The sequence below is a fragment of the Shinella sp. genome (assembly GCF_035998705.1).
Lineage (GTDB): Bacteria > Pseudomonadota > Alphaproteobacteria > Rhizobiales > Rhizobiaceae > Shinella.
The window spans coordinates 176,476-195,051 of record NZ_DASYHH010000008.1 but is presented as its reverse complement, the minus strand read 5'-3'; the positions used below and the strand labels follow the sequence as shown (position 1 = coordinate 195,051).

18 protein-coding genes are annotated in these 18,576 nt (G+C 64.0%); 13 read left to right on the top strand and 5 right to left on the bottom strand.

What is annotated here, in order from left to right; genetic code table 11:
* Positions 1 to 44: 44 nt before the first annotated feature.
* From nusA to VGN93_RS03845, 10 genes are all read left to right on the top strand, one after another.
* Positions 45 to 1,646, top strand: a complete 1,602-nt coding sequence (gene nusA, locus VGN93_RS03890) for a transcription termination factor NusA (protein ID WP_319318225.1) — start codon at positions 45 to 47, stop codon at positions 1,644 to 1,646.
* Between the two features lie 91 nt (positions 1,647 to 1,737).
* Positions 1,738 to 2,394, top strand: coding sequence for an RNA-binding protein (locus VGN93_RS03885; protein WP_319318228.1), 657 nt, complete (start codon positions 1,738 to 1,740; stop codon positions 2,392 to 2,394).
* 104 nt (positions 2,395 to 2,498) lie between these two features.
* The gene (infB, locus tag VGN93_RS03880) at positions 2,499 to 5,147 is read left to right on the top strand and encodes a translation initiation factor IF-2 (RefSeq protein WP_327506398.1); all 2,649 of its coding nucleotides are present in this window, start codon (positions 2,499 to 2,501) and stop codon (positions 5,145 to 5,147) included.
* A gap of 72 nt (positions 5,148 to 5,219) precedes the next feature.
* Positions 5,220 to 5,627, top strand: coding sequence for a 30S ribosome-binding factor RbfA (gene rbfA, locus VGN93_RS03875; RefSeq protein WP_319318231.1), 408 nt, complete (start codon positions 5,220 to 5,222; stop codon positions 5,625 to 5,627).
* 12 nt (positions 5,628 to 5,639) lie between these two features.
* Positions 5,640 to 6,575 (top strand): tRNA pseudouridine(55) synthase TruB, encoded by a 936-nt coding sequence (gene truB / locus VGN93_RS03870; RefSeq protein WP_327506397.1) that lies wholly within the window; start codon positions 5,640 to 5,642, stop codon positions 6,573 to 6,575.
* A 230-nt stretch (positions 6,576 to 6,805) separates the two neighbouring features.
* Entirely contained in the window at positions 6,806 to 8,458 is a 1,653-nt protein-coding gene (locus tag VGN93_RS03865) for a sensor histidine kinase (RefSeq protein ID WP_327506396.1), read from the top strand.
* A 43-nt stretch (positions 8,459 to 8,501) separates the two neighbouring features.
* Complete coding sequence (locus tag VGN93_RS03860) at positions 8,502 to 8,831, top strand: SH3 domain-containing protein (RefSeq protein WP_327506395.1); 330 nt, start codon at positions 8,502 to 8,504, stop codon at positions 8,829 to 8,831.
* 154 nt (positions 8,832 to 8,985) lie between these two features.
* Entirely contained in the window at positions 8,986 to 9,255 is a 270-nt protein-coding gene (rpsO, locus tag VGN93_RS03855) for a 30S ribosomal protein S15 (RefSeq protein WP_319318240.1), read from the top strand.
* Positions 9,256 to 9,670: 415 nt separating this feature from the next.
* Positions 9,671 to 11,812: a polyribonucleotide nucleotidyltransferase gene (gene pnp / locus VGN93_RS03850; RefSeq protein WP_327506394.1), complete on the top strand. Its 2,142-nt coding sequence runs from the start codon at positions 9,671 to 9,673 to the stop codon at positions 11,810 to 11,812.
* Between the two features lie 93 nt (positions 11,813 to 11,905).
* The gene (locus tag VGN93_RS03845; protein WP_327506393.1) at positions 11,906 to 12,922 is read left to right on the top strand and encodes a class I SAM-dependent methyltransferase; all 1,017 of its coding nucleotides are present in this window, start codon (positions 11,906 to 11,908) and stop codon (positions 12,920 to 12,922) included.
* Between the two features lie 19 nt (positions 12,923 to 12,941).
* On the opposite strand, the gene VGN93_RS03840 is transcribed toward VGN93_RS03845, so the two are convergent.
* Positions 12,942 to 13,400: an Lrp/AsnC family transcriptional regulator gene (locus VGN93_RS03840; RefSeq protein WP_327506392.1), complete on the bottom strand. Its 459-nt coding sequence runs from the start codon at positions 13,398 to 13,400 to the stop codon at positions 12,942 to 12,944.
* A 130-nt stretch (positions 13,401 to 13,530) separates the two neighbouring features.
* On the opposite strand from VGN93_RS03840, the gene VGN93_RS03835 reads away from it, so the two are divergent.
* Positions 13,531 to 14,133, top strand: a complete 603-nt coding sequence (locus tag VGN93_RS03835; RefSeq protein ID WP_327506391.1) for a LysE family translocator — start codon at positions 13,531 to 13,533, stop codon at positions 14,131 to 14,133.
* A gap of 65 nt (positions 14,134 to 14,198) precedes the next feature.
* On the top strand, positions 14,199 to 14,426 hold the full coding sequence (locus tag VGN93_RS03830; protein WP_319318252.1) for a hypothetical protein: 228 nt from the start codon (positions 14,199 to 14,201) through the stop codon (positions 14,424 to 14,426).
* A 45-nt stretch (positions 14,427 to 14,471) separates the two neighbouring features.
* Here VGN93_RS03830 and fabI read toward each other — a convergent pair whose 3' ends face one another.
* The 3 genes from fabI to fabA are packed head-to-tail and all read right to left on the bottom strand — an operon-like array spanning position 14,472 to position 17,078.
* Positions 14,472 to 15,278, bottom strand: coding sequence for an enoyl-ACP reductase FabI (gene fabI, locus VGN93_RS03825; protein WP_319318255.1), 807 nt, complete (start codon positions 15,276 to 15,278; stop codon positions 14,472 to 14,474).
* Between the two features lie 5 nt (positions 15,279 to 15,283).
* Positions 15,284 to 16,507 (bottom strand): beta-ketoacyl-ACP synthase I, encoded by a 1,224-nt coding sequence (fabB, locus tag VGN93_RS03820; protein ID WP_327506390.1) that lies wholly within the window; start codon positions 16,505 to 16,507, stop codon positions 15,284 to 15,286.
* 55 nt (positions 16,508 to 16,562) lie between these two features.
* Positions 16,563 to 17,078 (bottom strand): 3-hydroxyacyl-[acyl-carrier-protein] dehydratase FabA, encoded by a 516-nt coding sequence (gene fabA / locus VGN93_RS03815; RefSeq protein ID WP_256117816.1) that lies wholly within the window; start codon positions 17,076 to 17,078, stop codon positions 16,563 to 16,565.
* 315 nt (positions 17,079 to 17,393) lie between these two features.
* On the opposite strand from fabA, the gene irrA reads away from it, so the two are divergent.
* Positions 17,394 to 17,813, top strand: a complete 420-nt coding sequence (gene irrA, locus VGN93_RS03810) for an iron response transcriptional regulator IrrA (protein WP_319318263.1) — start codon at positions 17,394 to 17,396, stop codon at positions 17,811 to 17,813.
* Between the two features lie 2 nt (positions 17,814 to 17,815).
* Here irrA and VGN93_RS03805 read toward each other — a convergent pair whose 3' ends face one another.
* Positions 17,816 to 18,451 carry a trimeric intracellular cation channel family protein gene (locus tag VGN93_RS03805; protein WP_327506388.1) on the bottom strand — a complete coding sequence of 212 codons (636 nt, stop codon included), beginning with the start codon at positions 18,449 to 18,451 and terminating at the stop codon, positions 17,816 to 17,818.
* Positions 18,452 to 18,576: the final 125 nt, after the last annotated feature.

Here is an 18,576-nt window from a genome sequence, read left to right as displayed (position 1 = left end):
GAACCGGAGGCCTCGCCCCGGCTTGATCATGGAGACCTGAGACAATGGCAGTCAGTGCGAACCGGCTTGAGCTTCTGCAGATCGCGGATGCCGTGGCCCGTGAAAAGGTCATCGATCGCGAGATCGTGCTTGCCGCGATGGCCGACGCCATCCAGAAGGCGGCCCGCTCGCGTTACGGCACGGAATCGAACATCCGCGCCGACATCAATTCCAAGACCGGCGAAATCCGCCTCCAGCGTCTGCTGGAAGTCGTCGAGCAGGCCGAGGATTATTCGACGCAGATCCCGCTGGAGCTTGCCCGCGACCGCAACCCGGACGCCAAGCTCGGCGACTTCATCGCCGATCCGCTGCCGCCGATGGATTTCGGCCGCATCGCCGCCCAGTCGGCCAAGCAGGTCATCGTGCAGAAGGTGCGCGAAGCCGAGCGTGACCGCCAGTTCGACGAGTACAAGGATCGCATCGGCGAGATCGTCAACGGCACGGTCAAGCGTGTCGAATACGGCAACGTCATCGTCGATCTCGGCCGTGGCGAGGGTATCATCCGCCGCGACGAGATGATCCCGCGCGAAAACATGCGCTATGGCGACCGCGTTCGCGCTTTCGTCTACGACGTGCGCCGCGAGCAGCGCGGTCCGCAGATCTTCCTGTCGCGTACCCATCCGCAGTTCATGGTGAAGCTGTTCACCATGGAAGTGCCGGAAATCTACGACGGCATCATCCAGATCAAGTCGGTCGCCCGCGACCCGGGTTCGCGCGCCAAGATCGCCGTCATCTCGAACGATAGCTCGATCGATCCGGTCGGCGCCTGCGTCGGTATGCGTGGTTCGCGCGTCCAGGCCGTCGTCGGCGAGCTTCAGGGCGAGAAGATCGACATCATTCCGTGGAGCCAAGACCCGGCGTCCTTCATCGTCAACGCCCTCCAGCCCGCGGAAGTCTCCAAGGTCGTTCTGGATGAGGATGCGGAGCGCATCGAGGTGGTCGTTCCGGACGAGCAGCTCTCGCTCGCCATCGGCCGCCGCGGCCAGAACGTCCGCCTCGCCTCGCAGCTGACCGGCTGGGATATCGACATCCTGACGGAAGCCGAAGAGTCGGAGCGGCGCCAGAAGGAATTCAACGAGCGCACCGCGCTCTTCATGGAATCCCTCGATGTTGATGAGATGGTCGGTCAGGTTCTGGCCTCCGAGGGCTTCGCGGCCGTCGAGGAGCTTGCCTATGTCGAGCTCGACGAAATCGCCTCGATCGAGGGTTTCGACGAAGACACCGCCCTGGAACTCCAGACACGTGCCCGCGAGCATCTCGATCGTCTCGAAGCCGCAATGGATGCCAAGCGCAAGGAACTCGGCGTTTCCGATGACCTGCGCCAGATCGACGGCATGACGAGCCAGATGCTGGTCGCGCTCGGCGAAGACGGCATCAAGACGATGGAAGACTTTGCAGGCTGCGCCGCCGACGACCTCGTCGGCTGGTCGGAACGCAAGGATGGCGAGACGAAGAAGTTCGAGGGCCTATTCTCGAAGCTCGAGGTCTCGCGCGCCGAAGCCGAAGCCATGGTCGTTCAGGCCCGCCTTGCGGTCGGCTGGATCACCGAAGAGGACCTTGCTACCGAAGAAGAACCGGTCGTCGAAGGTGGCGAGCAGGACGCCTGATCGGGGCATCCCGCGCGCTGGAGACGCCGTTGGCCGAGCATTCCAGCAAAAGTGTATGAACGGTTTTGCGTACGGAACTGCGAGGACCTATATGGGTAAGAAGGACGACGACGGCGTGAACGACCGCATGTGCATCGTGACGCGCGAAAAGGGTGAGGCGGATGATCTGATCCGCTTCGTCGCAGGCCCGGATGGCAACGTCGTGCCGGACCTGAAGCGTCAGCTCCCCGGACGTGGATGCTGGGTGAAGGCAGAACGGGCGATCGTCGACAAGGCGGTCGCCAAGAAACTCTTCTCGCGGGCGCTGAAGGCGGAAGCCAAAGCGGGTGCGGAACTCGGCGCCGAAGTGGACCGTCTTCTGGCGGGCCAGCTTGGCGGGATGATGAACATGGCGCGCAAGGCGGGCCAGTTCATCACCGGTTCCTCCAAGGTCGACCAGGCGGTGCGCGCATTGGCGGCACTTGCGGTCTTCCACGCGACGGATGCCGCCGCCGATGGCGTGCGCAAAATTGACCAGGCGCGCAAGGCGGCAAGCTTCCTGCGCGACGACGAGACGGAAATACCGTCCTTCAAGCTCTTCTCGGAGAGCGAATTGGAGGGCCTTTTGGGCCAGAATGCTTTTATCCATGCCGCGGCGCTTGCAGGGCAGGCGGGTGAGGGTGTAGTGAAGCGCGCAATCATGCTCGAGAAATACCGGGGCGACAGCCAAATGATGGCAAAAGGTGGCGCTGGCCAGACAAAACAATGATGCGGTTACCGGCGTTCGGCCGGCCGAAATCGCGTTGGATGAACACATTTGAACGACAGGGTCTGGTGATACGCATCCGGCTCTGATCTTAGGAACGGAACGGAATGACCGACAACGAAGACGACAAGACGATCAATGTGGCTGGCAAGAAGACCCTTAGCCTGAAGCCCTCGGGGGTTCAGCAGGGAACCGTGCGCCAGGACATGGGTCGTGGCCGGACGAAGGCTGTCGTGGTCGAGACCCGCACAAAGCGCCACTTCAGCCGCCCGGGAGACGAACGCGCTGCTGCGGCACCCGTCGCGCCAGTGCAGCAGCGCCAGCCCGCACCGCAACCGCCTCGCCCCGTGCAGCGCCAGGCGCCGCAGGTCGAGCATAGCCGTCCGCGCGGCGGCGTCGTGCTGAACCAGCTTTCCCCCGATGAAGTCGAGGCCCGTCGCCGCGCGCTTGCAGAAGCGCAGATCCGCGACGCTGCCGAAGCGCGCCAGCGCGCCGAGGACGAGGCCCGCCGCAAGGTGGAAGAGGAAGCCCGCCAGAAGGCCGCCGCGGAAGAGCGTGCGCGCCTGGAGAAGGAAGAGGCCGAGCGCCGCGCCATCGAGGCTGCGTCGCCCACCGAGGTCGCCGCCGAGCCGGTCGTGGTTGCAAAGCCCGCCGTTACGGCACCTGCCGGCGCCGACAATCGCCCGCAGCCGCCCCGCACGACCCCGGCCGTCACGCCCGCAGCCGTTCCCGGCCGTGGCCGTCGCGAGACGGAAGAGGAGGAGGCCGCCCGTCCGCGCGGTGGCGCTCCGGTCAATCGTGGCAAGGTCACGCGTCCGGAACCCGCCAAGGTCCCGGCGCGCCCGAAGGCCGACGACGGCCGCCGCCAGGGCAAGCTGACGCTGACCACCGCTTCGACCGACGAGGACGCCACCCAGCGTGGCCGTTCGCTCTCGGCCATGCGCCGCCGTCAGGAGAAGTTCCGGCGTAGCCAGATGCAGGAGACACGCGAGAAGGTCATGCGCGAAGTCGTCCTGCCGGAAACCATTACCATTCAGGAACTGTCGCAGCGCATGTCCGAACGCGCCGTCGATGTCATCAAGTTCCTGATGAAGGAAGGCCAGATGATGAAGCCGGGCGACGTCATCGACGCCGATCTGGCCGAACTGATCGCCGTCGAATTCGGCCACACCGTCAAGCGCGTTTCGGAATCCGACGTCGAAGAAGGCATCTTCAACATTGCCGACGACGAGGGCGAAATGGTTTCGCGTCCGCCGGTCGTGACCATCATGGGTCACGTCGACCACGGCAAGACGTCGCTGCTCGACGCCATCCGCAAGACCAGCGTTGTTTCCGGCGAAGCCGGCGGCATCACCCAGCATATCGGCGCCTACCAGGTCGAGCAGAACGGTCACAAGATCACGTTCATCGACACGCCCGGCCACGCCGCGTTCACCGCGATGCGTGCCCGCGGTGCGCAGGCGACGGATATCGCGATCCTGGTGGTCGCGGCCGACGACAGCGTGATGCCGCAGACGATCGAATCGATCAACCACGCCAAGGCGGCCAACGTTCCGATCATCGTGGCGATCAACAAGGTCGACAAGCACGAAGCCGATCCGCAGAAGGTGCGCAACCAGCTGCTTCAGCATGAAGTGTTCGTGGAATCCATGGGCGGTGAAGTGCTCGACGTCGAAGTATCGGCCAAGACCGGCCTGAACCTCGACAAGCTGCTGGAAGCCATTCTCCTCCAGGCCGAAATCCTCGACCTGAAGGCCGATGTCACCCGCACGGCCGAAGGCACCGTCATCGAAGCCCAGCTCGATCGTGGTCGCGGCTCCGTCGCAACCGTTCTCGTTCAGAAGGGCACCTTGCGTCCGGGCCAGATCATCGTGGCCGGCGACCAGTGGGGCCGTGTGCGCGCGCTCGTCAACGACAAGGGCGAGCACGTCAAGGAAGCCGGTCCGGCCATGCCTGTCGAGATCCTCGGTCTCTCGGGAACGCCCTCTGCCGGCGACCGTTTCGCGGTCGTCGAGAACGAAAGCCGGGCGCGCGAAATCTCGGAATACCGCCAGCGTCTCGCACGCGACAAGGCCGTTGCCCGCCAGAGCGGTCAGCGCGGCTCCCTCGAGCAGATGATGACCCAGCTGCAGAACACGGGCATGAAAGAATTCCCGCTGCTCATCAAGGGCGACGTGCAGGGTTCGATCGAAGCCATTGCCGGTGCCCTCGACAAGCTCGGCACCGACGAAGTTCGCGCCCGTATCGTTCACTCCGGCGCCGGTGGTATCACCGAGTCCGATATCTCGCTTGCCGAGGCCTCGAACGCGGCCATCATCGGCTTCAACGTTCGTGCCAATGCGCAGGCACGCCAGGCGGCCGAACGGGCAGGCATCGAAATCCGCTACTACAACATCATCTACGATCTGGTGGATGACGTGAAGGCGGCCATGTCGGGTCTTCTGTCTCCGGAACGGCGCGAAACCTTCCTCGGCAATGCCGAGATCCTCGAGGTGTTCAACATCACGAAGGTCGGCAAGGTCGCAGGTTGCCGCGTCATCGAAGGCAAGGTCGAGCGCGGTGCAGGCGTGCGTCTCGTACGCGACAACGTCGTCATCCACGAAGGCAAGCTCAAGACGCTCAAGCGCTTCAAGGACGAAGTCGCCGAAGTGCCGATGGGCCAGGAATGCGGCATGGCCTTCGAGAACTACGAAGACATCCGCGCCGGCGACACGATCGAGTGCTTCCGCGTGGAGCATATCACGCGCACGCTCTAAGCGTCCGGCGATCCAGACATCATGCGAGCGCCGGATCGTTTCGGCGCTCGCATTTTTTTAAAGGTGACGACCATGGCAAAACCAACATCCTCATCGCCGTCGCAACGCATGCTGCGCGTGGGCGAGCAGGTGCGCGCGGCGATCACCCAGGTGCTTCAGCGCGGCGAAGTGCGCGATTCGCTGATCGAGGCGACAGTGATTTCCATCTCGGAAGTCCGCATGTCGACGGACCTCAAACACGCGACGGCCTATGTGACGCCGCTTGGCGTCAAGGACCACGGCACCATCATCGAAGCGCTCAATCGCAACGCGAAATTCATCCGCGGCCGTATGGGATCCCAGCTTCGCCAGATGAAGTACATGCCCGACGTGCGCTTCCTCGACGATACGAGCTTCGACAATTACAAGAAGATCGACGATCTCCTGCGTTCGCCGGAAGTCGCACGCGATCTCGGCGCCGGCGACGGCGAAGACAAATAATTCAGGAACAAGATGTCCAAGCCCCGCAAGCCCAAGGGCCGGCCGATTTCCGGCTGGTTGATCCTCGACAAGCCGTTCGATTTCGGCTCGACCGAGGCCGTCGCCAAGATCAAGTGGCTGTTCAAGGCGCAGAAGGCCGGCCATGCCGGCACGCTCGATCCGCTCGCCTCCGGCATGCTGCCGATCGCGCTGGGCGACGCGACCAAGACCGTGCCCTATGTCATGGACGGCCGCAAGATCTACGAATTCACCGTCACCTGGGGCGAGGAACGCAGCACCGACGACCTCGAAGGCACGGTGACGCAGAGCGCCGACAAGCGCCCGACCGCCGACGAGATCAACGCGATCCTCGGCGAATATACCGGCACCATCCAGCAGATTCCGCCGCAGTTTTCCGCCATCAAGATCGACGGCGAGCGCGCCTACGATCTCGCCCGTGAAGGCGAAGTCGTCGAAATCCCCTCGCGCGAGGTGGAAATCCACCGGCTGACGCTGATCGGCTGCCCGGACGAGAACACGGCGGACTTCGAGGTCGAATGCGGCAAGGGCACCTATGTGCGCGCGCTCGCCCGCGATTTCGGCCGCCAGCTCGGCTGTTACGGCCATATTTCCGGGCTGCGCCGCAGCTTCGTCGCGCCCTTCGGCGAAGACGACATGGTGCCGCTCGCCGACCTGACGGCGCTGGAAAAGATCGAGGACGAGGCCGAACGGCTGGCAGCACTCGACGCCTTCCTGATCGATACCGGCGAGGCACTGTCGAGCCTGCCGCAGATCGTCATCAACGACGACCAGGCGCACCGGCTGCGCATGGGCAATCCGATCATCCTGCGCGGCCGCGATGCGCCGGTTTCGGCGGACGAGGCCTATGCCACGGCGCACGGAAAACTCGTCGCGATCGGCGAGATCGGCGGCGGCGAATTCCGCCCTAAACGCGTCTTCGCCGGCTAACAATGGGTCGGCGGAACCAACCGCTGCCGACTTGATTTCACCACAAGCTACAGGCTTTATGGGCCGGCGAGGTTCGCCTACAGGCGGCCAGGGCGGCGTTTTGCCGTCTCGGCCGGTCGCGGGCGGAAGGGTGAAAGGGCTGGCCGTTGACGATTGCACCGACTGAGAGGACGGTGTCCGCCGAGGATGTGGACGCGGGCGCAAGCGCTGTTCGGAGCCGCCGGCGGCGCATGCACCATCCCGTCGTCTTCTACCTCGTCTGCCTCATCCTCGTCGTCGTCATTCCGGCCTTCCTCTTCTCGATCGTCGTGTTGAAGCGCACGAACGAGGCGCAGGAACGCATCTTCGAATCGCTGCTGCGCACCTCGACGGGCGCCGTCAACCGCGCCGTCGAGCGCGAAATTTCCGGCATGTTCTCGACGCTGAATTTCCTGTCGACGTCGGACAGCCTGGAGACGGGTGACTACGCGGCCCTGCATGGGCAGGCGACGAAGGCGCTCGAAGGCACGGATATCTATTTCCTCGTCATCGACCAGACGATGCGGCAGTTGCTCAACACCCGCGTGCCCTACGGCACGCCGCTGAACGCCACCTCGGAGCCGGTCTCCGCCGGCCTGGCGCTGGCGCGCGGCGAGCGGATGGTCTCCGACCTGTTCTTCGGCAGGACCGCGCAGCAATGGGTGTTCAACGTCTACCAGCCCATGCGCCTTGCCAATGGCCGGCATGTGCTGCTGACGCTGACGAAAAATGCCGAAGCGCTGAGACGCGCCGTCAATCCGGATATTCTCTCGCCGGGCTGGAACGCCGCCGTGCTCGATTCCGAAGGCACGGTCATCGTTTCGACGGATGACCAGCAGAAGACGGGAACGCCCTTCTTCCTGCGCGTCGTGCCGTCGCTGCGCCTCGGTGTCAGCACCATGCAGCAGGGCGGCACCGATTATCAGGTCGTCACGGAATTCTCGTCGCTTGCCGGCTGGCGCATGATCGCCTGGGCGAAATCCTCGGATGTGCAGGGGCCGGCGGTTTCCTCCTTCCTCTGGCTGACGATCGGCGGCGCGGTCTTTGCGGCCCTTGCCGCGGCCAGCGCCGTCGGCATCGCCCGCGTACTGTCGCGCGACGTCCGGCTTTTGGCGCATGACGCGCGCCGGCTCGGCCACGGTGAACGGGTCGCCCCGCGCCCCTATGCCATTTCCGAGCTGGAGACCGTGTCGCGCGCGCTCGCCGAGGCGGCCGATGCCCGCGTCAAATCGGAAAACGAGGTGCGCTTCCTGATGCGCGAGGTGGCGCACCGCTCGAAGAACCAGCTGACCGTCATCCAGGCCATGTTGAACCAGTCGGCGGCAGGCGCGGAGAATGCCTCCGAATTCGCCGAAATGTTTCGCAAGCGCGTCGCCGGCCTCGCCCGCTCGACAGACCTGATGATCGCCAACGCGACCCAGGGCGTGAACCTCGCCGAACTCGCCAGGAACCAGCTGAAACCTTTCACGCCGGACGACGCGACGCGGGTGCGCATCGCCGGCCCCGCCGTGCTGCTCGACCCGCAGGCGTCCCAGACGCTCGGCATGGCGCTGCACGAGCTTTCCACCAATGCCACGAAATACGGCGCGCTCGCCAACGAGACGGGCGTGGTCTCGCTGAGTTGGGTAACGTCCGGCGATGACCTGAATCTCGTCTGGCGCGAAAGCCGGGCGACGATCGACAAGGCGGCCATTGCCGCAAGCCGCAAGGGTTTCGGCAGCGTCGTGCTGGAGCGCATGCTCGGCATGGCGCTCGATGCCAAGCTGGACTTCATCGTGCATGACGACGGTATCGAATGGCGCGTGACGATCCCGCTCGCAAGGCTTCGCGACGAGGACGCCCACCAGGACGGCGCGGCACAATGATGAAGTCCGCCTTTTCCCGACGCATCTCCAGCAGGTCTGTTTCATGACGTTCTTCTTGCGCGTATGTACCGTCTCGGCATGCCTTGCCGCCTCCATCCCTTCCGCCTTCGCCGCCTATGGCGAATGTTACGTCGACGACCCGACCGGCACGCCGCTCAACGTGCGCACGGCGCCGAACGGCACGATCCTGACGACGCTTGCGAACGGCACTACGGTCGAAGTGGTCGACGAGATGAAGATCGGCACGAAACATTGGCTTTTCGTCGCGCGGCAGGGCGAACGGCTCGGCTGGATCTTCGGCGCCTATGTCGTCTGCAAGCAGCCGGGAGGCACGCGCGAGGCGGGACCGAGCCAGCCGGCCGAGCAGCGTTAGGCGCGCCGAACGACGGGTCTTCCCTTTCATAAGGGAATGGTTTATAGGCACCGCCAGCAATGCGGGCCTCGGCTTCGCTTGCACTCACGGCCATTGCTGGACGGCATCCCGGCTTTTGGCGTCCTTAAGTTCTCCATTCATGAAAGGACATACGATGTCGATCACTGCTGAGCGCAAGGCTGCGCTGATCAAGGAATATGCAACCGTCGAAGGCGACACCGGCTCCCCGGAAGTCCAGGTCGCCATCCTGACCGAGCGCATCAACAACTTGACCGGCCATTTCAAGGACCACAAGAAGGACAACCACTCCCGTCGTGGCCTTCTGACCATGGTTTCCACGCGCCGCTCGCTTCTTGACTACCTCAAGAAGAAGGACGAATCCCGTTACAGCAAGATCATTGCTGCTCTGGGCATTCGCCGCTAAGCAATCTCGGCGGGCGTTCTTTTCGAGCGCCCGCCGCTTTCTTTTGCGGAACGCAAATTCCGCCGGAGCAATTCCAGCAAAAGCGCGGACTGCGGTTTGCGTTTGGAATTGCGAAAGACGACGACAAGACGTTGCGCATGTGCCGGTTGCGACCGCCCTCGCGAAACGAAACCTCCAGCAGGCCGGATGCGCCGGTCCTGCGGAACCAACCGATGACCTGTCATGGGGCAGGATTGCAGGATGCTTCAGGCGCGCGCCTGTCGTCGGCCGGGCCTCAAAGGCCTTCGCCCGCAGAATTCGCGAGCCACGACCCGGAAGCCTCCCGTTGTCTTGCCCATGATAAGTCATGAATGTGGGAATGAGCCACCTGCGCCTTCTGGGCGGCGGTGCGCCGCCCCGCCAAGAAGGACAAGACATGTTCGATACCCATACGGTCGAAATCGAATGGGCCGGCCGCCCGCTGAAGCTGGAAACCGGCAAGATCGCCCGTCAGGCTGACGGCGCCGTTCTCGCGACCTACGGCGAAACCGTCGTTCTCGCGACCGTCGTTTCCGCCAAGGCGCCGAAGCCGGGCCAGGATTTCTTCCCGCTGACCGTCAACTACCAGGAAAAGACCTACGCCGCCGGCAAGATCCCGGGCGGCTACTTCAAGCGCGAAGGCCGTCCGTCGGAAAAGGAAACGCTGGTTTCCCGCCTGATCGACCGTCCGATCCGCCCGCTCTTCCCGGAAGGCTACAAGAACGACACGCAGGTCGTCGTCACCGTCATCCAGCATGACCTCGAAAATGATCCGGACGTCCTGTCGATGGTTGCCGCTTCCGCAGCGCTCACGATTTCCGGCGTTCCCTTCATGGGCCCGGTCGGCGGCGCGCGCGTCGGCTACATCAATGGCGAATATGTCCTGAACCCGCATCTCGACGAGATGAACGAGTCCGTTCTCGACCTCGTCGTTGCCGGGACGCAGGACGCCGTCCTGATGGTCGAATCCGAAGCCAAGGAACTGAACGAAGACGTCATGCTCGGCGCCGTCATGTTCGGCCACAAGGGCTTTCAGCCGGTCATCGACGCGATCATCAAGCTCGCGGAAGTGGCTGCCAAGGAACCCCGCGACTTCAACCCGGAAGATCATTCCGCGCTCGAAGCCGAAATGCTAGGCCTCGCCGAAACCGAACTGCGCGCTGCCTACAAGATCACCCAGAAGGCCGACCGCTACGCCGCCGTCGACGCCGTCAAGGCCAAGGTGAAGGCCCACTTCTTCCCGGAAGGCGCTGAGCCGAAGTACACGGCCGAAGTCATCGGCGCGGTGTTCAAGCACCTCCAGGCCAAGATCGTTCGCTGGAACATCCTCGACACCAAGAGCCGCATCGACGGTCGCGATCTCGACACGGTTCGCAAGATCGTCTCGGAAGTCGGTATCCTGCCGCGCACCCACGGCTCGGCGCTCTTCACGCGTGGTGAAACCCAGGCGATCGTCGTTGCCACGCTCGGCACCGGCGAAGACGAGCAGTATGTCGACAGCCTGACCGGCATGTACAAGGAACGCTTCCTGCTGCATTACAACTTCCCGCCCTACTCGGTCGGTGAAACGGGCCGCATGGGCTCCCCAGGCCGCCGCGAAATCGGTCACGGCAAGCTCGCCTGGCGCGCGATCCGCCCGATGCTGCCGACCGCCGAGCAGTTTCCCTACACGCTGCGCGTCGTTTCCGAGATCACCGAGTCGAACGGCTCGTCCTCGATGGCAACGGTTTGCGGCACCTCGCTCGCCCTGATGGACGCCGGCGTTCCGCTGGCAAAGCCGGTTGCCGGCATCGCCATGGGCCTGATCCTGGAAGGCGACCGTTTCGCCGTTCTCTCCGACATCCTCGGTGACGAAGACCACCTCGGCGACATGGACTTCAAGGTCGCCGGCACCGCCGACGGCATCACCTCGCTGCAGATGGACATCAAGATCGCCGGTATCACCGAAGAGATCATGAAGGTCGCGCTCAGCCAGGCGCAGGGCGGCCGCAAGCACATCCTCGGCGAGATGGCCAATGCCATCACCGAAGGCCGCTCGCAGCTCGGCGAATTTGCTCCGCGCATCGAAGTCATGAACATCCCGGTCGACAAGATCCGTGAAGTCATCGGCACGGGCGGCAAGGTCATCCGCGAAATCGTCGAGAAGACCGGCGCCAAGATCAACATCGAAGACGACGGCACGATCAAGATCGCCTCCTCGTCCGGCAAGGAGATCGAAGCGGCCCGCAAGTGGATTCACTCGATCGTTGCAGAACCGGAAGTCGGCATGATCTACGAAGGCACGGTCGTCAAGACCGCCGACTTCGGCGCCTTCGTCAACTTCTTCGGCCCGCGCGACGGCCTCGTGCACATCTCACAGCTCGCTTCCGAGCGCGTTGCCAAGACCTCCGACGTCGTCAAGGAAGGCGACAAGGTCTGGGTCAAGCTGATGGGCTTCGACGAGCGCGGCAAGGTTCGCCTCTCCATGAAGGTCGTCGACCAGGCGACCGGCAAGGAAGTCGCCGCCGAGAAGAAGAGCGACGGCGAAGCCGCCGAATAAGCCTGTCCTCTACCTTTGAAAGGGGCGCGGAGCGGCACGTTCCGCGCCCCTTTCCTATGCTCCATCTGTTCTCCCGCCCGCCGAAAGCCTACCATGACCCGCGAAGCCCTCAAGACCCTGTTCCACCCTTTCGCCTCCGGCACGCTTGCCATGCCCGGCGAGGGCGAGCGCTACCTGTTCCTCGGCGCAGAGGCCGGCCAGCGCCCGCCGGAAGGTTTCGGGGCGACGCTCGACGCGGTCCAGCCGCTCCGCCCGCTCTACCGCGGGCTGGAAGCCGTGCGCGCGCCCGTCACGCCGGTGATCGAGGGCGAGGACTATGATGGCGCGCTCGTCCTGATCAACAAGCACAAGGGCGAGAACGAGAACCGTATTGCCGAGGCGCTGCGCCGCGTGAACACGGGCGGCATCATCGTCGTTGCCGGCGGCAAGGAAGACGGCATCCAGTCCATGCGCAAGCGCCTGGACCAGCTCGGCCTCACCGGCGACTACATGCCGAAATACCACGGCCTCGCCATCTGGTTCGCCCGTCCGGAAGACCCGGCGGACGCGATCGCCAAGCTGTCGGCAAAGCCGGTGCGCATCGTCGGCCGCTTTACCGCAGCACCTGGCATGTTCTCGCATGACCGCATCGACGACGGCTCCGAACTGCTCGCGACCCGTATTCCGGAAGATTTCCACGGCCACGCCGCCGATTTCGGCGCGGGCTGGGGCTACCTTTCCGTCATGCTCGGTGGCCGCGCGCCGCAGGTGAAGGGCATCGATCTGTTCGAAGCGCATTACGAAGCGCTCGAAGCCGCCAAGGAGAACATGGCGGAGAACTGCCCGAACATCCCGACGCGCTACTACTGGTTCGACCTGACGGCAGAGACGCCGCGCGACCACTACGACCTCATCGTCATGAACCCGCCCTTCCATGAAGGCCATGCGGCCGACCACGCGCTCGGCGCGGGCATGATCCAGGCGGCGGCGAAGGCGCTCAAGATCGGCGGTCGCCTGCTGATGGTCGCCAACCGCGGCCTGCCCTACGAGCCGGTGCTGAAGGAGGCCTTCAAGGAGAGCGGCGAGGTCTGCCGCAACGCCCGCTTCAAGGTGCTGTGGGGCAAGCGATAGTCCTTTCCTACGCAAATGCTCACAGTGGCAGCGCGAAGGTCTGCTTGATCGTCTCGCTCGGCACGTCCGTCTTGACGTTCTGGATGCCGTTCTTGCGGGTGAGGTTCGCCGCCTGGAAGCGGCGGTAGTCCGCAAGGTCCGCCACGACGACGCGCAACAGCGCGTCGCTCTCGCCGAGCATGATGTAACACTCCACCACCTCCGGCAGCCGTTTCATCGCCGCGATGAAATGGTCGATCGTCTCGGCATCCTGCGCGGTGAGCGACACGCGGGCGAACATGGAAAGCTGCAAGCCCACCTTCGCCTGATCGACGACGGCCACATAGCGGCTGATCACGCCCGCATCCTCCAGCAGTTTGACCCGCCGCAGGCAGGGCGAGGGCGACAGGCCGACGCGTTTTGCCAGCTCGATATTCTGCAGCCGGCCGTTCTGCTGCAATTCGCGAAGGATGCGGCGGTCTATGTCGTCGAGCTGCATTGCAATCCTCACAAACGTTCAAGCCAGCTTTTGGCACCAGATGCCAAACTCTTCTCCACCGTTGGCATCTTGGCAACCCCGTTGCGTGGAAGGTTGGCTAGGCTGTCCGCGTCTCGATGAGGAGGACGATATGGATTGGGCCTGGATTCTGGCAGCCGCCGGCTTCGCATTCGCCATGGCGGGCACGCCGGGGCCGAACAACACGATGGTGACCGCCTCCGGCGCGAATTACGGTTTTCGCCGCACCCTTCCGGTGGCGGTCGGCATGGGCATCGGCGTCGCCGTCATCATCTTCGTCGTCGCGGCCGCAGGCAGCACGCTCGTCGCCGAGCCACGGGTGCATCTCGTGCTGAAATGGGTCGGCATCGCCTATCTTCTCCGGCTCGCCTGGCGGATCGCCAATGCCGCGCCCGCCGGCCTTGCCGCCGAGAGCGGCAGGCAGCGGCCCTTCACCGCGGTGGAGGGCGCATTGCTGCAACTCGTCAATCCAAAACTCTGGGTGATGGTGGCGGGCGCCGTGGTTACCTACGGCGAGGGTGGCGCCGGTGACCTCACGGTCCCCACCGCCTTTGCGATCATCTTCGGCGGCGCGACGCTGGCGAGCACCGTGGCCTGGACCGTTCTTGGCGTGGGCGCTGCGCGCTTCATCACCAGCGAACGCAGCCTCAGGATCTTCAACCGCGCGATGGCGCTGCTGCTCGTCCTCTCCCTCGTGCCCGTCGTGCTGGAATAGCGCCGATTGCCATTTCGCCGAAAGAGGTCCACCATCGCGAAATCATTCCGTTCAGGAGATCCGTAATGGCTTTTGGACCTGCAAGACCGCCGATCACGGAAGATGTGGCGGAAGTCATCGTCAAGGATGTGAAGGAAGGGGAGGGGCATACGCCGACCTCCGAGGTGCCGCTCGCCTTCTTGAAGCGGGCTGCGGATGCCAAGGTGCCGGAAATGAACAGCCGTGTGCGAACGCTGTTCCTCGGCGTTCTCGCTTTGGTGATCCTGCTCGTCGTGGTTCTGATGGCGCTTTGAGCGCAGGGAAAGACGGCGCGAAGGTTTTGCTTCGCGCCGCAAATCCTATTCGCTGTCGGCCTTCGCCAGACGCTCCAGCGTCGGCATGGAGGTGATGTTGTAGCCGGCATCCACGTAGTGGATTTCGCCGGTGACGCCGCTCGACAGGTCCGAGAGCAGGTAGAGCGCCGAATTGCCGACATCCTCGATCGTGACGGTGCGGCGCAGCGGCGCGTTCTTCTGCTGCCAGGACAGCATGGCGCGCGCATCGGAAATGCCGGCACCGGCCAGCGTCCGGATGGGGCCTGCCGAGATCGCGTTGACGCGGATGCCGCGCGGGCCGTAGTCGCCGGCGAGGTAACGCACCGAGGCTTCCAGCGCCGCCTTGGCGACGCCCATGACGTTGTAGTTCGGCATGATGCGCACCGAGCCGCCATAGGTCAGCGTCAGCATGGAGCCGCCGTCGTTCATCAGGTCGGCGGCGCGCTTGGCGATTTCCGTGAAGGAGAAGCAGGAAATCACCATCGTGCGTGAAAAATTGTCGCGCGAGGTGTCGGCGTAAAGGCCCTTCAGCTCGCTTTTGTCGGAAAAGCCGATGGCGTGCACCACGAAATCGAGCTTGCCCCATTTTTCCTTGATCGCCGCGATCGTCGAATCCACCGAGGCGATGTCCTCGACGTCGCAGGGAATGACGAAATCCGAGCCGAGTTCGGCGGCAAGCGGTTTTACGCGCTTGCCGAGTGCCTCGCCCTGGTAGGTGAAGGCGAGTTCGGCGCCTTGTCCGGCAAGCTTCTGCGCGATCCCCCACGCGATGGAATGGTTGTTCGCGACCCCCATGATGAGGCCGCGCTTGCCGTTCATGATCCCCGTCATGCCTGTCATCCGTTGTGGCGCTGGAAGATCAGCGTGGCGTTCGTGCCGCCGAAGCCGAAGGAGTTGGAGAGAACGGTGTCGATCTTGGCATTGTCGATGCGCTTGCGCACGATCGGCACGCCGTCGAATTCCGGGTCGAGCTCGGTGATATGCGCGCTCTCGCCGATAAAGCCGGCCTGCATCATCAGGAGGCCGTAGATCGATTCCTGCACGCCGGCAGCCCCCAGCGAATGGCCGGTGAGCGACTTGGTCGACTGGATGGGCGGCATCTTGTTGCCGAAGACTTCGCGGATCGCGCCGATCTCCTTCGAATCGCCGACAGGCGTCGAGGTGCCGTGCGTGTTGATGTAGTCGACATCGCCCTTCACGGTGGCAAGCGCCTGGCGCATGCAGCGGATTGCGCCTTCGCCCGAGGGAGCGACCATGTCGTAGCCGTCCGACGTCGCGCCGTAGCCGACGATTTCCGCATAGATCTTGGCGCCGCGGGCCTTGGCACGCTCGTATTCTTCCAGCACCAGCACGCCGGCGCCGCCGGCGATGACGAAGCCGTCGCGGCTGATGTCATAGGCGCGCGAAGCGGTGGCGGGCGTGTCGTTGTACTTGGAGGACATGGCGCCCATGGCGTCGAAGAGGTTCGACATGGTCCAGTCGAGGTCCTCGTGGCCGCCGGCGAACATGATGTCCTGCTTGCCCCACTGGATCATTTCCGCGGCATTGCCGATGCAGTGCGCCGAGGTCGAGCAGGCCGACGAGATCGAGTAGTTGACGCCGTGGATCTTGAACCAGGTGGCGAGCGTCGCGGATGCCGTCGACGACATCGCCTTCGGAACGGCGAAGGGGCCGATGCGCTTGGGCGAATTGTTCTTCAGCGTGATCTCGGCCGCCTCGATCAGCGTGCGGGTGGAAGGACCGCCCGAACCCATGATGATGCCGGCACGCTCGTTGGCGGCGTAATCGGCCTCTTCCAGGCCGGAATCGGCGATCGCCTGCTTCATCGCAACATGGTTCCACGTGCCGCCCTGCGACAGGAAGCGGGCCGCGCGACGATCCACGAGGTCGGACGTGTCGATGTTCGGCGCACCCCAGACCTGGCACTTGAAGCCGTGGTCGGCGAAATCCTGGGAAAAGCTGATGCCGGAGCGCGCATCGCGTAGCGACGCCGTCACTTCGTCAGCATTGTTCCCGATGGAGGATACGATCCCCAGACCCGTGACAACAACCCGTCTCATGTTTCTGACCTTTATCTAGAACGTCTCGTGGTGAAGGCGGCGTAAGGCCGCCGCCTCAGGCTTCCTTGTCCTTGGACAGGCCGACGCGCAGGTCGGATGCCTGATAGATAGTCTCGCCGTCGGCCTTCAGCCAGCCGTCGGCCGTGCCGAGCACGAGCCGGCCGCGCATGACGCGCTTGAAATCGATGCCGTATTCCAGCAGCTTCGTGGTCGGGCGGATCATGCCCTTGAACTTCACTTCGCCGGTAGAGAGCGCCATGCCGCGGCCGGGCTCGCCGAGCCAGCCGAGGAAGAAGCCGGTGAGCTGCCACATGCCGTCGAGGCCGAGGCAGCCCGGCATGATCGGATTGCCCTGGAAGTGGCAGGGGAAATACCAGTCGTCGGGGCGCACGTCGTATTCCGCGCGAATATAGCCCTTGTCGAAGGCGCCGCCCGTCTCGGAAATATCGGTAATGCGATGGACCATCAGCATCGGAGGCAGAGGAAGCTGGGCATTGCCGGGGCCGAAAAGCTCGCCGCGGCCGCAGCTCAGAATTTCCTCATAGTTGTAGCTGGATTGCCTGGTCGTCATCGAATGTCTCATCCCCGGTCGCGTAGACGCTTATTGCGTTTAGATTTAGAGCAGGTAGGGCGCGAATTGAAGCACCCCGGACTACCCCTTTTTATCGTCGCGCCCTGGCGGGGCGATACGTTAATTCAGCAGTCCGCATACATGATGCTTGCGGTGACAGCCAGCGTAAATTGGCGGGCCGCAAGCAAAGGCCCCGGTTTTTCCGCCTGTTGCGCGCCTTTCAACCGCCGTAATCCTATTGAATCCCGGCGGCGCTAAAGTTATATCGAAACGTCAAGATTGTTGTTCAAGGCCAGACAAGCGGATCCGTCGCCCATGACGCATGCACACGAGTTGCCCATCGAAGAGCGCCTGCGCCATTCCGGCCTGCGCCCGACGCGCCAGCGCGTGGCTCTCGCCGACCTGCTGTTCGCCAAGGGCGACCGCCACCTGACCGTGGAAGAACTGCACGAAGAAGCCGTTGCTGCCGGTGTTCCGGTGTCGCTCGCAACCGTCTACAACACGCTGCACCAGTTCACCGAGGCAGGCCTGATCCGTGTCCTGGCGGTCGAAAGCTCGAAGACCTACTTCGACACGAACGTCTCGGACCACCACCATTTCTTCATCGAGGGTGAAAACCACGTTCTCGACATTCCGGTGAGCAATATCGCCATCGGCAATCTGCCGGAGCCGCCGGAAGGCATGGAGATCGCTCACGTTGACGTGATCATCCGCCTGCGCCCGCGCAAAGGCTGAACTTACATCACATCGTCCGGATGCCGCCCTGGCCGCGGCTTGTAGACCGGAAAGCACCAGCCGAACCGCAAGGCCCCGCCGCGTACGATGAAGGCGGCACCGATGCCGATTGCCGAGGCGAGCCAGAGCGGCGCGCCGGCGACGCTCGCCGCCGTGAAGGCGGCCGAGCCGATAAGGGCGGCTGTGATGTAGATTTCGGGCCGCAGCAGCACGGAAGGCTCGCCCGCCAGCAGATCACGCAGGATGCCGCCGAAGCTTGCGGTCAGCACGCCTGTCGTGATCGCCACGGTCGGCGAGCCGGTGGCGGCGAGCCCCTTGGCCGCGCCCATCACGCAATAGGCGGAGACCCCCATCGCATCGAGCCACAGCAGCAGCCGGTAGCGCGACTCGATACGATGCGCGAGCACGAAGACGGTCAGCGCCACCGCGACGCAGACGATGAGATAGGTCGGGTTCACCACGCAGAAGACCGGCGTGGCGCCGAGGATCACGTCGCGAAACGTGCCGCCGCCGATGCCGGTCGCCGCCGCAAGAAACAGGAAGCCGATGATGTCGAGCTGCTTGCGCGAGGCCGAGAGCGCGCCGGTGGCGGCAAAGACCGCGACGCCGGTATAGTCGAGCAGTTCCAGGATCGGCACGCTTTTCCCCTTCCATCGCAGGCCCATTCCATGAGGGGCCAAGCCTCGCGACAGCTTTGCCGCGTTAGAGTGCGCGCCCGTGTACCCGGGCAGAATCAGGCAGCGCGCCGGCTCGTCCGCATAAT

Coding starts and splice junctions, on each gene's coding strand:
- fabA (WP_256117816.1), bottom strand. CDS start 17,078: ATGACGACCAGGCAATCCAGCTACAACTATGAGGAAATTCTGAGCTGC.
- fabI (WP_319318255.1), bottom strand. CDS start 15,278: ATGACGGGGATCATGAACGGCAAGCGCGGCCTCATCATGGGGGTCGCG.
- VGN93_RS03840 (WP_327506392.1), bottom strand. CDS start 13,400: ATGCAGCTCGACGACATAGACCGCCGCATCCTTCGCGAATTGCAGCAG.
- rpsO (WP_319318240.1), top strand. CDS start 8,986: ATGTCGATCACTGCTGAGCGCAAGGCTGCGCTGATCAAGGAATATGCA.
- VGN93_RS03835 (WP_327506391.1), top strand. CDS start 13,531: ATGGATTGGGCCTGGATTCTGGCAGCCGCCGGCTTCGCATTCGCCATG.
- rbfA (WP_319318231.1), top strand. CDS start 5,220: ATGGCAAAACCAACATCCTCATCGCCGTCGCAACGCATGCTGCGCGTG.
- fabB (WP_327506390.1), bottom strand. CDS start 16,507: ATGAGACGGGTTGTTGTCACGGGTCTGGGGATCGTATCCTCCATCGGG.
- VGN93_RS03885 (WP_319318228.1), top strand. CDS start 1,738: ATGGGTAAGAAGGACGACGACGGCGTGAACGACCGCATGTGCATCGTG.
- truB (WP_327506397.1), top strand. CDS start 5,640: ATGTCCAAGCCCCGCAAGCCCAAGGGCCGGCCGATTTCCGGCTGGTTG.
- VGN93_RS03845 (WP_327506393.1), top strand. CDS start 11,906: ATGACCCGCGAAGCCCTCAAGACCCTGTTCCACCCTTTCGCCTCCGGC.
- VGN93_RS03830 (WP_319318252.1), top strand. CDS start 14,199: ATGGCTTTTGGACCTGCAAGACCGCCGATCACGGAAGATGTGGCGGAA.
- VGN93_RS03860 (WP_327506395.1), top strand. CDS start 8,502: ATGACGTTCTTCTTGCGCGTATGTACCGTCTCGGCATGCCTTGCCGCC.
- nusA (WP_319318225.1), top strand. CDS start 45: ATGGCAGTCAGTGCGAACCGGCTTGAGCTTCTGCAGATCGCGGATGCC.
- irrA (WP_319318263.1), top strand. CDS start 17,394: ATGACGCATGCACACGAGTTGCCCATCGAAGAGCGCCTGCGCCATTCC.
- VGN93_RS03865 (WP_327506396.1), top strand. CDS start 6,806: ATGCACCATCCCGTCGTCTTCTACCTCGTCTGCCTCATCCTCGTCGTC.
- infB (WP_327506398.1), top strand. CDS start 2,499: ATGACCGACAACGAAGACGACAAGACGATCAATGTGGCTGGCAAGAAG.
- pnp (WP_327506394.1), top strand. CDS start 9,671: ATGTTCGATACCCATACGGTCGAAATCGAATGGGCCGGCCGCCCGCTG.